The organism is Jiella endophytica (assembly GCF_004519335.1).
GTDB lineage: Bacteria > Pseudomonadota > Alphaproteobacteria > Rhizobiales > Rhizobiaceae > Jiella > Jiella endophytica.
Map to the genome: position 1 here is coordinate 312,175 of NZ_SOZD01000003.1, position 13,187 is coordinate 325,361.

The 13,187-nt window shown below is 66.5% G+C and carries 14 protein-coding genes; 4 read left to right on the plus strand and 10 right to left on the minus strand.

Annotated elements, in window-relative coordinates; all coding sequences use genetic code 11:
• Positions 1-15 precede the first annotated feature (15 nt).
• From tolR to E3C22_RS11395, 3 genes are all read right to left on the minus strand, one after another.
• On the minus strand, positions 16-462 hold the full coding sequence (gene tolR, locus E3C22_RS11385) for a protein TolR (RefSeq protein ID WP_134762140.1): 447 nt from the start codon (positions 460-462) through the stop codon (positions 16-18).
• A gap of 78 nt (positions 463-540) precedes the next feature.
• Positions 541-1,260 (minus strand): protein TolQ, encoded by a 720-nt coding sequence (gene tolQ / locus E3C22_RS11390; protein ID WP_167591762.1) that lies wholly within the window; start codon positions 1,258-1,260, stop codon positions 541-543.
• A 324-nt stretch (positions 1,261-1,584) separates the two neighbouring features.
• Positions 1,585-2,046, minus strand: coding sequence for a YbgC/FadM family acyl-CoA thioesterase (locus tag E3C22_RS11395; protein ID WP_134762141.1), 462 nt, complete (start codon positions 2,044-2,046; stop codon positions 1,585-1,587).
• Between the two features lie 153 nt (positions 2,047-2,199).
• Between E3C22_RS11395 and E3C22_RS11400 the strand changes: the two genes are divergently transcribed.
• Positions 2,200-4,380, plus strand: coding sequence for an esterase-like activity of phytase family protein (locus E3C22_RS11400; RefSeq protein WP_134762142.1), 2,181 nt, complete (start codon positions 2,200-2,202; stop codon positions 4,378-4,380).
• Positions 4,381-4,500: 120 nt separating this feature from the next.
• On the opposite strand, the gene E3C22_RS11405 is transcribed toward E3C22_RS11400, so the two are convergent.
• The gene (locus E3C22_RS11405; protein WP_134762143.1) at positions 4,501-6,177 is read right to left on the minus strand and encodes a hypothetical protein; all 1,677 of its coding nucleotides are present in this window, start codon (positions 6,175-6,177) and stop codon (positions 4,501-4,503) included.
• Positions 6,178-6,376: 199 nt separating this feature from the next.
• On the opposite strand from E3C22_RS11405, the gene E3C22_RS11410 reads away from it, so the two are divergent.
• Positions 6,377-7,744: a DUF2254 domain-containing protein gene (locus E3C22_RS11410; protein ID WP_134762144.1), complete on the plus strand. Its 1,368-nt coding sequence runs from the start codon at positions 6,377-6,379 to the stop codon at positions 7,742-7,744.
• 23 nt (positions 7,745-7,767) lie between these two features.
• Here the strand turns inward: E3C22_RS11410 and E3C22_RS11415 are convergent, their stop codons facing one another.
• Positions 7,768-9,018 (minus strand): MFS transporter, encoded by a 1,251-nt coding sequence (locus E3C22_RS11415; RefSeq protein WP_134762145.1) that lies wholly within the window; start codon positions 9,016-9,018, stop codon positions 7,768-7,770.
• Positions 9,019-9,178: 160 nt separating this feature from the next.
• Here E3C22_RS11415 and E3C22_RS11420 point away from each other — a divergent pair, with 160 nt between their 5' ends.
• Both E3C22_RS11420 and E3C22_RS11425 read left to right on the plus strand, forming a co-directional pair.
• Positions 9,179-9,739, plus strand: a complete 561-nt coding sequence (locus E3C22_RS11420) for a TetR/AcrR family transcriptional regulator (protein ID WP_134762146.1) — start codon at positions 9,179-9,181, stop codon at positions 9,737-9,739.
• A 128-nt stretch (positions 9,740-9,867) separates the two neighbouring features.
• Positions 9,868-10,074: a hypothetical protein gene (locus E3C22_RS11425; protein ID WP_134762147.1), complete on the plus strand. Its 207-nt coding sequence runs from the start codon at positions 9,868-9,870 to the stop codon at positions 10,072-10,074.
• An 18-nt stretch (positions 10,075-10,092) separates the two neighbouring features.
• On the opposite strand, the gene E3C22_RS11430 is transcribed toward E3C22_RS11425, so the two are convergent.
• Genes E3C22_RS11430 through E3C22_RS11450 form a run of 5 tightly spaced genes read right to left on the minus strand, consistent with a single transcriptional unit; the run spans position 10,093 to position 13,131 of the window.
• Entirely contained in the window at positions 10,093-10,503 is a 411-nt protein-coding gene (locus E3C22_RS11430) for a DUF2000 domain-containing protein (protein ID WP_134762148.1), read from the minus strand.
• Between the two features lie 38 nt (positions 10,504-10,541).
• Positions 10,542-11,384: a helix-turn-helix transcriptional regulator gene (locus E3C22_RS11435; protein ID WP_134762149.1), complete on the minus strand. Its 843-nt coding sequence runs from the start codon at positions 11,382-11,384 to the stop codon at positions 10,542-10,544.
• A gap of 5 nt (positions 11,385-11,389) precedes the next feature.
• Positions 11,390-12,436, minus strand: a complete 1,047-nt coding sequence (ruvB, locus tag E3C22_RS11440; RefSeq protein ID WP_134762150.1) for a Holliday junction branch migration DNA helicase RuvB — start codon at positions 12,434-12,436, stop codon at positions 11,390-11,392.
• A gap of 19 nt (positions 12,437-12,455) precedes the next feature.
• Complete coding sequence (locus E3C22_RS11445; RefSeq protein ID WP_167591737.1) at positions 12,456-12,854, minus strand: type II toxin-antitoxin system VapC family toxin; 399 nt, start codon at positions 12,852-12,854, stop codon at positions 12,456-12,458.
• Positions 12,841-13,131: an AbrB/MazE/SpoVT family DNA-binding domain-containing protein gene (locus E3C22_RS11450; protein WP_134762152.1), complete on the minus strand. Its 291-nt coding sequence runs from the start codon at positions 13,129-13,131 to the stop codon at positions 12,841-12,843. Before E3C22_RS11450 ends, E3C22_RS11445 begins: the two co-directional genes overlap by 14 nt.
• Positions 13,132-13,187: the final 56 nt, after the last annotated feature.

Consider the following 13,187-nt stretch of genomic DNA (forward strand, 5'->3'; position numbering starts at 1 on the left):
TTGGGCTCGCGCGGCTCACGCCTTGTTGTCCTGATCGGTGACGAGACCGATGTTCTTGAAGCCGGCGGCGTTGATGCGGCCCATCACCTGCATCACCGTGCCGTAGTCGGCCGACCGGTCGCCCTTCACGAAGATCCGCTCCTGGTAGCCGGTCTTGGCGATCTGCTCGAGCTTCGGCACCACTTCCTCGACGGCGATCTCGGTGTCGTTGATGTAGACCTCGCCCTTGGAATTGACCGAGATGGTGATCGGCTGGGTCTCGGAGTTCAGCGCCTTGGCCTGGGTCTTCGGCAGTTCGATCGGCACGCCGACGGTCAGCATGGGCGCCGCCACCATGAAGATGATGAGCAGCACCAGCATCACGTCGACCATCGGCGTGACGTTGATCTCGCTCATCGGGGCACGGCGCGAACGGCCGCGACGCGAGCGCCTGGCGCCGGAACTGCCGACCGACATTCCCATGGCTCAATTCCCTTCCAGCGGCTCTCAAGCGAACCTGGCTCGTGTCACATCCGGCGGCGCGGCAGGCGCTTTCGCGGCTCAGCGAGGCTGCGTCAGCTTCTCGTCGATCTGCCGCGACAGGATGGCGGAAAACTCGTCGGCGAAGGCTTCGAGCCGCATGCCGAGCTTGCCGGCATCGGCCGACAGCTTGTTGTAGGCGACGACGGCGGGGATCGCCGCGACGAGGCCGATCGCCGTCGCCAGCAGCGCTTCGGCAATGCCCGGCGCGACGACCGCAAGGCTCGTCTGCTGCGAGCCGGCGATCGCCTGAAACGACGTCATGATGCCGATCACCGTGCCGAACAGGCCGACGAAGGGCGCAGCCGAGCCGACCGTGGCGAGGAAGCCGAGACGCGATTCCAGATTGTCCATCTCGCGGGCCAGCGTCACGTCCATCGCCTTCTCGATGCGCGCCTGCAGGCCGATCGGCGAGCGCGCGCCCTTCTCGAAGGACTTCTTCCACTCGCGCATGGCGGCGACGAACAGCGCGCCCATGCCGTTGGTGCGGCGCTCCGACAGCGTGTGATAGAGCTCTTCCAGCGACTGGCCGGACCAGAAGTGGCTCTCGAAGCGGTTGAGCTGGCGGCGGAAGGCGCCGTAGCGCATGGTCTTGTCGATGATGATCGCCCACGACCAGATCGAGGCGGCCAGCAGCCCGATCATCACCAGCTTGACGACGAAGCCCGCCTGCCAGAACAGGTCCCAGAGGGAAACCGAACCTGCGGCCGACAGCGCTTCCTGAGCGATTTGCCCGTCCATATTGCGATCAAGCCCCTCAAACAGAGCGCCCACCGGCGGCAGAACGTCCCGTTCAGCCCGGCGCTCGAAAATTCCACTCGTCGTCCGCTGCATGCGGCGGCCGGCTGCTCGCCGGCGGTCGAGAGCCGCCGGACGAAATGCCGATGACGGATGTCCCGATCCCCATACGGCCCCCTCCTGCAACAGCCATCGAACTGCGCGAACCGTATCCCCTCACCCGCTTTCACAACGGATTCCGGTGAAAGCATGGCGAAATCGACTCAAATCCGCCGTTTCGAGTTCTGGACCATCTATGGTTAACAGGCGGTTACGACGGCGGTTTCGTCAGCGCGCGGGCGCCTCGGGCGTCGTCGCCGGCGCCAGCACCTCGAGCACCCGCGGCGGCATCCGCAGCAGCTTGCCTTCCGGCGAGATCACCGCGACGGTGACGTTCGCCTCGATCAGCAGATCCTCGCCGCGCCAGATCTTCTGGTCGAGCAGGATGCGGGCGCCGCCGAGCCGGCCGATGCCGGTCGTCACCGTCAGGATCTCGTCGATCCGCGCCGGGCGCAGGAAGTCGAGCTCCATGCGCCTCACCGCGAAGGCCATCGGCGCGCCGAACTCACCGGACATCAGCTCGCGGTGGCCGATCCCCTTGAGGCGCAGCATGTCGGACCGCCCGCGTTCGAGGAAATGCAGGTAGCGGGCATGATAGACGACGCCGGAAAAGTCGGTGTCCTCGAAATAGACCCTGACGTCGAGACGGTGGCCGTTCCCGACCAGCCTTCCGGCGAGATCCGCGGTCATTTCCGCGCCGGCCCGCTTTTACGCTGTGTGATCATGGCCTTGGTCCAAGGCCGGCAATTCCCGGCGGAAATTAGGTGAAATCGTGTCATCGGCTTGTCACCTACGGTCAGGCAGAACGGCGCATCCGAAAACCTTCAAGCTTTGGGAGGCACCATGCCGCGCCACATCCTCGCCGCGCTCCTTGCAACGACAGTTCTTTCCGCGGCCGGGGCCGCCACGGCCGATCCGGTGTTCAATCGCATCGCATCCTTTCCGGTCGCGAGCAACCTCCCCGAGGGCGCCGACCAGAACACCGAGACCTCCTCGGAGATCATCACCGTCAGCCAGGACGGCAACACGCTGATCTATTCCGACAGCCCGGCCGGCGGCATCGGCATGATCGACATCACCGACCCCAAGTCGCCGCAGCCCGGCGGCTTCATCGCCATGCAGGGCGAGCCGACCTCGGTCGCCGTCGCCGGCCCCGACGTCCTCGTCGGCGTCAACACCTCCGAGAGCTTCACCAAGCCCTCCGGCCGCCTCGCGGTCGTCAGCGTCACCGACAAGAAGGAGATCGCCTCCTGCGATCTCGGCGGCCAGCCGGATTCGGTGGCGGTCTCCAAGGACGGCAAGTTCGCCGCCGTCGCCATCGAGAACGAGCGCGACGAGGACCTCAATGACGGCGCGCTGCCGCAGCTGCCGGCCGGCTACGTCACCGTCTTCGACCTGAAGGATGGCGCGCCGGACTGCGGCACGATGAAGAGGGTCGAGATGACCGGCCTTTCCGACATCGGCGGCGACGATCCGGAGCCGGAATTCGTCGACTTCAATTCGAAGAACGAGATCGCCGTCACGCTGCAGGAAAACAACGCCATCGTCATCGTCGACGCGGCCAGCGGCAAGGTGACGAACCACTTTTCCGCAGGCGCCGTCGATCTGAAGAACATCGACGCCGAGGACAATGGCGAGATCAAGCTGACCGATAGCCAGGACGGCCGCTTGCGCGAGCCAGACGCCGTGCAGTGGATCGACGACGACCGGCTGATCACCGCCAATGAAGGCGACTACAAGGGCGGCTCGCGCTCCTTCACCGTCTGGAACAAGGACGGCACCGTCGTCTACGAGAGCGGCCCGGCCTACGAATACGAGCTGGTCCGCGCCGGCCACTATCCGGACAAGCGCTCCGATGCCAAGGGCATCGAGCCGGAAGGCCTTGAGGTCGCGAAGTTCGGCGACAAGACCTACGCCTTCGTCCTCTCCGAGCGCGGCTCGACCATCGGCGTCTACGACGTCTCCGAGGGCGATCCGAAATTCGTGCAGCTGCTCCCCTCGGGCATTGCGCCGGAAGGCGCCGTCGCAATCCCCTCGCGCAATCTCCTCGCTTCGGCCAACGAGGCCGACCTCGTCGAGGACGGCGCCGCGCGCAGCCATGTGATGCTCTACGAGCTCGCCGAGGGCACGCCCGCCTATCCGATGATCGTTTCGGAGGATCAGGACGGCCTGCCGGTCGGCTGGGGCGCCCTCTCCGGCCTCGCGGCCGATCCCGAGGACGCCTCGAAGCTCTATGCGGTGTCGGATTCCTTCTACAAGAACCAGCCGCGCATCTTCAAAATCGACGTCTCGTCGAAGCCGGCAAAGATCATCGGCGCGATGACCGTGACGACGGACGGCGCGGCGGCCAAGAAGCTCGACCTCGAAGGCATCACCGCCGATGGGAAGGGCGGCTTCTGGCTGGCGAGCGAGGGCAATCCGGAGAAGGAAATCCCCCACCAGATCCTGCATGTCGACAGCGAGGGCAAGATCCTCGAACAGATCCCGATGCCGAAGGAGTTGACCGACCAGTCGACCCGCTTCGGCGCCGAGGGGATCACCATGGACGGCGGCCGGCTCTGGATCGCCATCCAGCGCGAGTGGAAGGACGACGAGAAGGGTTTCGTGAAGCTCCTCGCCTACAAGCCTGGCGACAAGAGCTGGAGCGCCGTGCGCTATCCGCTCGACGAGGCCGACAAGGGCTGGGTCGGCCTGTCAGAGATCACCGCCCATGACGGCGCGCTCTACATCCTCGAGCGCGACAACCAGATCGGCACCAATGCCAAGGAGAAGAAGCTTTTCAAGGTCTCGCTCGCCGGCGTCACGCCAGGCGCCATCGGCTCGGACCTGCCGACCGTGACGAAGAAGGAGGTCCACGACTTCCTGCCGGACCTGAAGGCGACCGGCGGCTATGTCGTCGACAAGATCGAGGGCTTTACCTTCGCCAAGGACGGCACCGCCTATGCCGTCACCGACAATGACGGCGTCGACGACTCTTCCGGCGAGACGCTGTTCTTCAAGGTCGACCTCGACCCGTCGATGTGATCGGGGCCGCGCGCGCCCGTCTCTTTCTCGAACGATGAACCCAGCGGGCCAGTCTTCCGGCCCGCTGTCGTTTCGGGCGGGGGCGGCGAAGTCCCTGCCCCACTTTTTCCGCCGCCAGCGTCAGTTGTTCGGATGGCTGCTCGTGCGCGGTTTGACCCGTGCCGGCTTGCGCGTCGTCAGTTCCGGCTCGATGCGGCCGACCGGCGGGGCAAATTGCGGCCCGTCATAGGACTTGCACTTGCCGGTCTTGCCGTCCGGAACGACGCAGGTCGCGTTGAGCATGCCCCAGACGAAGTCCATCGGCAGCGAACGCATCACCGTCGTGCCCTCGGCGAAGAACCAGTCCGGCTCCGGCGCGCCGTTGACCGTCTGGTTGAGGCCGAAGAGGTTGAGGTCCGTACGGCTGCCGATCCCCGGAACGCCGGGATTGCCGTCGGCGTCCGGCCCGGCCTGGGAATGGCAGGTGAGGCAGGAGGCCGAATTGACGAAGCCGCCCTCGGTGATCGACTGGCCGGCATGGGTCGGCATGCCGGTCTCGGTGACGAAGCTGGTCTGGCTGGCCTTCAGGCGATAGCTCTTCCAGGCCGGATCTTCGGCAGACGGCACCCGCGGATCCTCCGGCCCGCGACCGGTGGCGATGCCGGCCGCGGCGAAGAGCTCCTCGAGCGCCGGGGAGATCGCCTCGCCGGTCTCCTCGACGGTGTAGGGCGTGCCCGTCCGAAAGACGATGTCGTTGGAGGAATCCTTGGAATTCTCGGTCTTCGGCGGGATGAAGTTCCAGCCGAAGAAGGCGCCGCCGACATTGATGCCGCGGGCCCGGTAGCCGAAGGCATCGTTGCAGCCGGTATAGTCGCAGCGGCCGAGATTCTTCACGTGCTCGAAGGCGTACCAGTGCCAGTTCGGCAGCGCCTTGGAGGCCGCCGTCACCGAGACGAGATAATAGAACTGCGGCTCCTCGTTGCCCGGCGCGATGGTCTCGTCGATCCGCATCGTGACATAGGGATGCTCGGGATCGTTGGGCGGATCGAGGCGCCCGCCCTGGCCGTCCTTCTCGCTGATGAGCCCGGCCTTCAGCATCTCGGCCTGGCTGAGGAAGTCGACCTTGAACATCACGGCGTCGGTCGGATAGTCGACGGTCAGCGCCGGATTGGCGAAGGGCGCGTGCTCGGAGATCCAGTTCTGCATCGCCGTGAAGCGGGCGCCGAGGCTCTCCTTGTTGTAGAGATTTTCCTGGAAGGTGTAGCGAACGAAGGGCCGGTTGCGGAAGATGATCTCGGCCTCCTCCTGGCGCAGCACCCGCGCCGGGTCGAGGGTCTTGAGGAAGTCGTGGCTGTGGCTCGGATTGGGCTTGGCGACGGTCAGCGGCGGCGGCTCGGTCCAGTCGGTCGGGAAGAACGGGCAGCCCTGCGGCGGCGAGCCCGTCGTCGGCCCGCTCTGCGGCTCGATCGTCCGCGGGTCGCAACAATCACTCGAGCTCTGGCCCGGCAGGCAGATCGGCTTCGGATTGGCCACCCAGATCGTCTGGTCGGTGCCCCAGGTCCAGAAGGATTGCCGGATCGCCGAGACGAGCGAGGTCCAGGCGAAGGCATCGGGGCAGTCGATCGCCGGATTGCCGATCGCGTCGGGCCAGCGGACCCTGCCCTCGACGAAAGACGGCAGGCAGCCCGGGCGGTCGCGGACGTCGGCCCGGAAATAGCTGATCTGCTCGATCTGGTTGGGTGCCGGCTTGTCCTGCGCGTTTGCCGTATTGGCGCCGAGCGCCAAGATCAGCGTCGTCAGTAATGCGTATGATTTCATTGTTCCCTCCCTATGACGCAAAGGAAGGATTAGCATTTCTACTTTCGGTTTAACAGACCGATGCCGCCGCTGGAGGTCGTTGGTCTGGCTTATTTCGCCCAGGAGAGCAGGGCGCATCTTTCGCCGCGACACTGGTTCTTCGACGCTTCGCCGATAGATGGGGCTGCTGCGACGAGCGAATGCGAAATGACGGGGCCAGATGCGCGCACTCATCCAGCAATATTACGAGCGGATCAGCGCGAGCTACTGGTTCATTCCCTCCATCATGGCGATCGCCGCGGCGATCCTCGCCTTCATCCTGATCGAGCTCGACAGCCGCGTCCCGGCGGATGCGCTGGGCAACAGCCCCTTCCTCTATGCGACCCAGCCGGACGGCGCCCGGGCGATCCTGTCGGCGATCGGCGGCTCGATGATCGGCGTTGCCGGCACGGTGTTCTCGGTGACGATGGCGGCGGTGGTCTTCGCCTCCGGCAGCTTCGGACCGCGGCTTCTGACCAACTTCATGAACGACCGCGGCAACCAGGTCACCCTCGGCGTCTTCGTCGCGACCTTCGTCTATTCGATGCTGGTGCTGAGAAGCGTGCGGGACGGCGGCGAGGAGAGCGTCTACGGCCAGATGTTCGTGCCGAATCTGGCGATCTTCGGGGCGATCGTGCTTGCCATCTTCTCGATCGGCGTCCTCATCTATTTCATCCACCACGTCCCGTCGAACATCCACATTTCCAACGTGATCGCCGGCATCGGCCAGGGGTTGCTGAAGCGGATCGAGGCGGAATTTTCGGCCGAGGCGGTGCGCAGCGACCAGGCAGAGGAAGCGATCCGCTGGCAGGTGCCCGCCTGCTTCCGCGATGACCCCGATGCCGGCAAAATCGTTGATGACGGCCCGCCGCCCTATGCCGAGATCGGCTCGGACCGGGTCGGCTATCTGCAGATCGTCGATCGGGAATCGCTGATCGACGCGGCGCGCAAGGACGAGGTGGTGGTGAGGCTCACCTGCCGTCCCGGCGTCTTCGTCCACCAGGGCAGGACGCTATTCCAGGCCTGGCCGGCCGAGCGGGTGGACGAGGCGACCGGCGAACGGCTGCTCTCGGCGCTGGCGGCCGGCAACAGCCGCAGTCCCCGCCAGGACATCAATTTCCTCTTCGACGAACTCGTCGAGATCGCCGGCCGGGCGCTGTCGCCGGGGGTCAACGATCCCTATACGGCGATCACCTGCCTCGACTGGCTGAAGGCGGCGATGGCGGCGATCGCCGCGCGGCATCCGGGCGATCCCTTCGTCGTCGATGGCGACGGCAAGCTCAGGGCAATCATCGATGCCGGGGGCTTTCCGGAATATCTCGAGATCGCCTTCGGTCATCTTCGCCAATATGCCGCGTCGGACATGATCGCCGGGGAGCATTTCATCAATTCCCTCGGCGAGATCCTGCCCGCCTGCCGGACATCGGCGCAGCGCGAGGCGGTGCGCCGGCAGGCGACGCGCTTCGTCGAACTCTCGCGCGAGGTGCTCTCCGGCGCCTCGCTGGCGACCATCGAGACCGCCGCCGCGCGGATCCTGCCGGAGAGGTGAACCCGGTCCCGGCTGGCCTTGCGTCACGCCGCGGTCTTGCCTTCGGCACAGCCCGGGCCGCAACGGGCGCCGGCCGGCCGCGGCTTCAGGCCGATCAGGAACGTCGCGGCAAGCCCGCCCCCGGCAAAGAGCGCAATGGCGGCAGTATAGATGTCGGCCGTCGCGGGAAGGCCGATCGCCCCGGCGAGATAGCCGGCGACGATCGCCGGCAGGCTGAAGGACAGGTAGCTCTCGACATAGAGCGCGGCGAGCAGCTCGGCCCGCTGATGCGGCTCGGCGAGCGGCATGATCGTGCCGATGACGCCAAGAAAGCTCGCGCCGAAGCCGACGCCGGCGACGATCGTCCCGACGGCAAGCCAGGCGACGGCGCCGAGATGAATGCCGACGAGGAGCAGCGCCATTCCGGCGATCAGCGTCGGCGCGCCGATGACGAGGACCCTGCGCATCGGCAACTGCCGCAAAACGAGATTGGCCACGGCGCCGCTCAGCATCACCGCCGCCACCACGGCGCCGCCGAAGAGCGGCGACGATATGCCGGTCACCCGGACGAGCAGCGAAGGCATCAGCGACAGGAAGAATCCTCCAAGGATCCACAGCGACATGTTGAGCGGTGTCAGCACCGCCATGGCGCGCAGAGCCTGTGGCGGAATGACGATTTTGGGACGCAGCGAAGCAAGCAGCCCGGGGCGAAGGATCGCCGTCTCCCGCACCCCGGCGAGCGACGCGAGCTCGACGATGCCGATGACGAGCAAAAGGCCGTAGACGAGATGCAGCGGGAACGGCCCGTAGGCGACGAGCGCGCCGGTCGCAAGCGATCCCAGCGCCATGCCGAAAAGCGGCGAGACGGCGGTGGCGAGCGGGCCGCGTTTCGGATCGGTGTCGACTAGCGCAGCGCCGAGGGCGCTGGTCGCCGCACCCGTCGCAAAGCCCTGCAGGAACCTTGCCGCGATCAGCATGCCGGCGCCGTCCGCAAACAGGAAGATCACCAGGGCGAGGCTCTGCAGGACGATCGCGGCGGCAACGGCCGGGCGGCGGCCGAGATGGTCGGAAAGCGCGCCGACGATCAGAAGCGCGGCGAGCAGGCTGAAGGCATAGACCGCGAAGATCACCGTGATGGTCAGCGGCGAGATCGCGAAGACCTCCTGATAGAGCCGGTAGAGCGGCGTCGGCGCCGCCGAGGCGGCAAAGAAGGTCATCAGCGTCAGTGCGTAGAGCCGGAAGGCTCCCGGCTGCGAGGCGGGAACGGGCTCCGCGGCTGAAACGGGACTGGACATCGGGGGACAGGCTCCCTTAATGCAACATGTTTGCGTTTGCGCCGATATAGACGCAATCTTGCGCTAATGCAAATATTTTGCGTTAAGGCTCGCCGTGATCGTGACCGCCGGTGACGATCGAGGCCCGCCGTCCGAAGCATGTCGCAAGGGGTGAGTTCGCATGTCGTCGTCGCAGGCCGGCAGTCGTCCGGGAGGCCGCAGCGCCAGGGTTCAGGCGGCGGTGCATGCCGCGGTCAAATCGTTGCAGGCCGAGGCCGGGCGCGGCGAACTGACCGTGCCGGCGGTGGCCGAGCGGGCGAAAGTGACGCCCTCGACGATCTACCGGCGCTGGGGCGATCTCGCCTCGCTGCTGGCCGACGTCGCCGTCGAGCGGATCCGGCCGGACGGCCCGCCGGCGGAGACCGGCTCGGCCAAGGGCGACCTTTCCGCCTGGGCGGAGCAATATGCCGAGGAAATGTCGTCCTCCGTCGGCCAGGAGCTGATGCGCGACATCCTCGCCGCCCGCAGCCAAGCCGACAATCCGGCGCGCTGCTGCAATCTCGTGCGCGCCCAGATCGATATCATCGGCGAACGCGCGAAAGCCTGCAACGAGGTGTTCCCGGACACGGAAACGGTACTCGACGTCGTCGTCGCGCCGATCGTCTACCGCTCTCTCTTCGTCGATCCGCCGAGCGCCGAGCACGTCCAGGCGCTGGTCGAGAGGCTTTGGGCGGAGCGCTGACGGCCGCAGGCTTTTCACTGTGGATCGATCCCTGCCCAGGCCCTACAAGATCGACCGCGCGGCGATCCTTTCCGATAAGAGGTCTGGTAGTGTCGCCGAGACCGAAGTCTGATCCGATGGTGCCCCGAATGAAGCCTCTTCTCGTCCTTGCCGCCCTCGCCGCCCTGTCCGGCTGCACCTCCACAAGCTCGACCGCCTCGACCGCGGTCCAGAAGCCCTCGACCGCCGAGGCCGAATGCGCGCGGTTCGGCTATACCCCCGGCACCCAGCCCTATTCCGAATGCGTCACCGACCTCAGGCAGCAGGCGAGGACCCTCGCCGCCGCCCGTTCCTGACGCGGTGGCGATGCGAGGTCAGGGATGCATGCGGGCGCCCTTGGCCGCCTTGTCGACATCCTTCTTCGGGCCGAACAGCGCGATGCCGACGAGGTTGGGCATCTCCGCCGGCTCGGCGCGAAACGCCTCGCGGTTGGCAGCGTCATGCCCGGTCGCGAACATCGCCTCGACGTAGGCCGCGCGGACGAGATTGCGCTGGACCGCCTGGCCGAGCGCCCGCTGCAGCACCTCCCTGCCCGCTTCCAGCACCATCACCGGCTGGCCGAGCAGCGCGGCATGGCGCCGGCCGGCCGCATCCTCGTAAGACTCGCCCATCGCCTCGGGCGCCTCGCCGGCAATGCCCGAGGCGAGAAACGCCGTGACGTTCAGCTTCTGCCACATCGCCAGATCCTCCCGCACGAGGATCGCCACCTTGGTTTCGAAGATCATATCCGTCGCCTCTTCGCCGGTTGCGTGTCGGCGAATGGCTAGCGCGTCGCGGACGTCCGGTCTGGAACGTTCGTGCAGGCGGCGCGATAGGCGCCGGGCGTGAGGGCGAAGGCCCGGCGGAACCAGCGGCCGAGATGGCTCTGGTCGGCAAAGCCGCAGGCCGCGGCAACGGAAGCAGGTGTCTCGCCGCCGGCCAGCAGGCGCTTCGCCTCGGCAAGGCGGATCCGCACCAGATAGGCATGCGGCGAAGCGCCATAGGCGGCGCGAAAGGCCCGGGCGAGCTGGAAGCGGTTCGCAGCGCCGGCCGCCTCCGCGAGGTCGTCGATGCCGATCTCCGCCGCCATCTCGTCATGCAGCCGCTCGCGCGCACGTTTGGCGATCCCCGGCGACGGCAGCGGCTCCGCCGGCCGGGTGCCGAGCCCGAGATGCGAGCGGAGCCGGCCGACCACCGCGTCGAGGCAGGCATCGCGGGCGAGCTGCGGCACGGATCCGGAGATCGCCGCGCAGGCCGCCCTGATCGCGGCGGCGAGCAGCGGGTCGTCCGAGACCGTCTCGCGGAAACCGCCCTCGCCGCGGCTCGCATCGTCGAAGCCGCGACGCATCACTGCCTGCGGCACGTAGAGCATCTCATAGGCAAAGCCCCCGGCGGTGATCGCCTGGCCGTCATGCATCTCGCCGGGCTCCATGAGGATGATCCGGTCGCGGGTGCTCTGGCGGCGGGCGCCGCGGCAGAAGAAATCCTGCACGCCGTCGTCGGTGACCCCGACCAGCCATTCGTCGTGATGGTGCATGTCGTAGGCATGGCCGAAGAAGCGGGCCGAGATCGCCTCGACGCCGCTCGAAGGATCGCGGCTTAAACGGATGCGGTCCGTGCCGGACATCGGCGTCAGCCCTCGCCGCCCTCTTCGAAGAGCGTCGTCTGCGCGCCCTGATAGGCCGACGGCACGGCGAGGCCGAGATGCCGGAAGGCGTGCTGGGTGAGGAGCCTGCCGCGCGGCGTGCGCTGCACGAAACCCTGCTGCAGGAGATAGGGCTCGACGATGTCCTCGATGGCATCGCGCGGCTCCGAAAGCGCCGCGGCGATGGTCTCGATGCCGACGGGCCCGCCACCGAAATTCAGCGCGATCAGCTCCAGATAGCGGCGGTCGAGTTGGTCGAGGCCGATGCCGTCGACCTCGAGCCGCGTCAGCGCCGCGTCGGCGGCGCGCCGGTCGACGACCTTTGCGCCCTCGGCATGGGCGAAGTCCCGGACCCGCCGCAGCAGCCGGCCGGCGATGCGCGGCGTGCCCCTCGCCCGCATCGCGATCTCTCTCGCGCCGTCCTCCGACATCGGCAGCGCCATCAGCCGCGCGCCGCGGGTGACGATGTGCTCGAGCTCGGCGACGGTGTAGAAGTTCAGCCGCACCGGTATGCCGAAGCGGTCGCGAAGCGGCGTCGTCAGCAGGCCGAGCCGGGTGGTTGCCGCGACGAGGGTGAATTTCGACAGGTCGATCTTCACCGAGCGCGCCGCCGGCCCCTCGCCGATGATCAGGTCGAGCTGGAAATCCTCCATCGCCGGATAAAGGATCTCCTCGACGGCGGGAGACAGGCGGTGGATCTCGTCGATGAAGAGGACGTCGCGCTCCTCCAGATTGGTGAGCAGCGCGGCGAGATCGCCGGCCTTGGCGATTACCGGGCCGGAGGTCGAGCGGAAATTGACGCCGAGCTCCTTCGCCATGATCTGGGCCAGCGTCGTCTTGCCGAGGCCCGGCGGTCCGACGAAGAGCACATGGTCGAGCGCCTCGCCGCGGGCCTTCGCCGCCTCGATGAAGACCTTCAGATTGGCGCGCGCCGCCGCCTGGCCGACGAAATCGTCGAGCCGCTGCGGCCGCAGCGTCGCGTCGATGTCCTCGCCACGCTTGTCCGGCGAGATGAGGCGGTCCGGCTCGCTCACGGCTCTACCTTCTTCAAGCTCATGCGAGAAGTTCCATGCTGGTGATGTGCTTCGCCGCCCTTCGATCGAAGGTTACGGTCCGATGGCAGCCCGCCTTTTCGCATGCGCGGGCGATCAGCCGGTCCGCGACCCCCTCTTCCACCGCGACGTTGTCGGCAAATAACGTCACAAGGAACTTGTGATCCTCGAATTTGACCCCCTCCACCGAGAGAAGCCGGGAGAAAGTGTTTCCGATCCTGGCTGCATCGATTTTCGCGACCCGCTGAAGAAACCATACCGCCTCAATCAGGACGATCATCGGCACGAAGGCCTGATCCGCCTTCGTACGTTCCGTAAAAAAGCGGGTGGCTATAGGATGCTGTTTCGGGTCATCGGCGAGAACGAAGCGGAGGAGGACGTTCGTATCAACGCCGATCATCGTCACCCTCGCGCCGCTCACGCATGATGCGCTCGTCGTCTTCAGCGAGGGAGCCACCAATCGCCGCATCCATTTCTTCGTCGGTCAGCGCCCGTCCAAGAGGATTGCCGAGAATGCCAGCCAATTCAGTGATGTCCGCTTGTCTTGACGAGAGAACAGCCTTCCCGTCGACGATCTCCCATTCCACAAGAGATCCATCGTGAAGGCCGAGCGAGTCACGGATAGACTTGGGAACCGTCGTTTGGCCCTTCGACGTGATACGGCCGATCAGGCTCATCTTCCTTACCTCAGCTTCACTCCTTACTGACGAAGATAGTAAGGAAGGGCGTAGGC

Bases quoted from the DNA above. Each gene is read 5' to 3' on its own strand.
- tolR (WP_134762140.1), bottom strand. From the start codon at position 462: ATGGGAATGTCGGTCGGCAGTTCCGGCGCCAGGCGCTCGCGTCGCGGC.
- tolQ (WP_167591762.1), bottom strand. From the start codon at position 1,260: ATGGACGGGCAAATCGCTCAGGAAGCGCTGTCGGCCGCAGGTTCGGTT.
- E3C22_RS11395 (WP_134762141.1), bottom strand. From the start codon at position 2,046: ATGACCGCGGATCTCGCCGGAAGGCTGGTCGGGAACGGCCACCGTCTC.
- E3C22_RS11400 (WP_134762142.1), top strand. From the start codon at position 2,200: ATGCCGCGCCACATCCTCGCCGCGCTCCTTGCAACGACAGTTCTTTCC.
- E3C22_RS11405 (WP_134762143.1), bottom strand. From the start codon at position 6,177: ATGAAATCATACGCATTACTGACGACGCTGATCTTGGCGCTCGGCGCC.
- E3C22_RS11410 (WP_134762144.1), top strand. From the start codon at position 6,377: ATGCGCGCACTCATCCAGCAATATTACGAGCGGATCAGCGCGAGCTAC.
- E3C22_RS11415 (WP_134762145.1), bottom strand. From the start codon at position 9,018: ATGTCCAGTCCCGTTTCAGCCGCGGAGCCCGTTCCCGCCTCGCAGCCG.
- E3C22_RS11420 (WP_134762146.1), top strand. From the start codon at position 9,179: ATGTCGTCGTCGCAGGCCGGCAGTCGTCCGGGAGGCCGCAGCGCCAGG.
- E3C22_RS11425 (WP_134762147.1), top strand. From the start codon at position 9,868: ATGAAGCCTCTTCTCGTCCTTGCCGCCCTCGCCGCCCTGTCCGGCTGC.
- E3C22_RS11430 (WP_134762148.1), bottom strand. From the start codon at position 10,503: ATGATCTTCGAAACCAAGGTGGCGATCCTCGTGCGGGAGGATCTGGCG.
- E3C22_RS11435 (WP_134762149.1), bottom strand. From the start codon at position 11,384: ATGTCCGGCACGGACCGCATCCGTTTAAGCCGCGATCCTTCGAGCGGC.
- E3C22_RS11445 (WP_167591737.1), bottom strand. From the start codon at position 12,854: ATGATCGGCGTTGATACGAACGTCCTCCTCCGCTTCGTTCTCGCCGAT.
- E3C22_RS11450 (WP_134762152.1), bottom strand. From the start codon at position 13,131: ATGAGCCTGATCGGCCGTATCACGTCGAAGGGCCAAACGACGGTTCCC.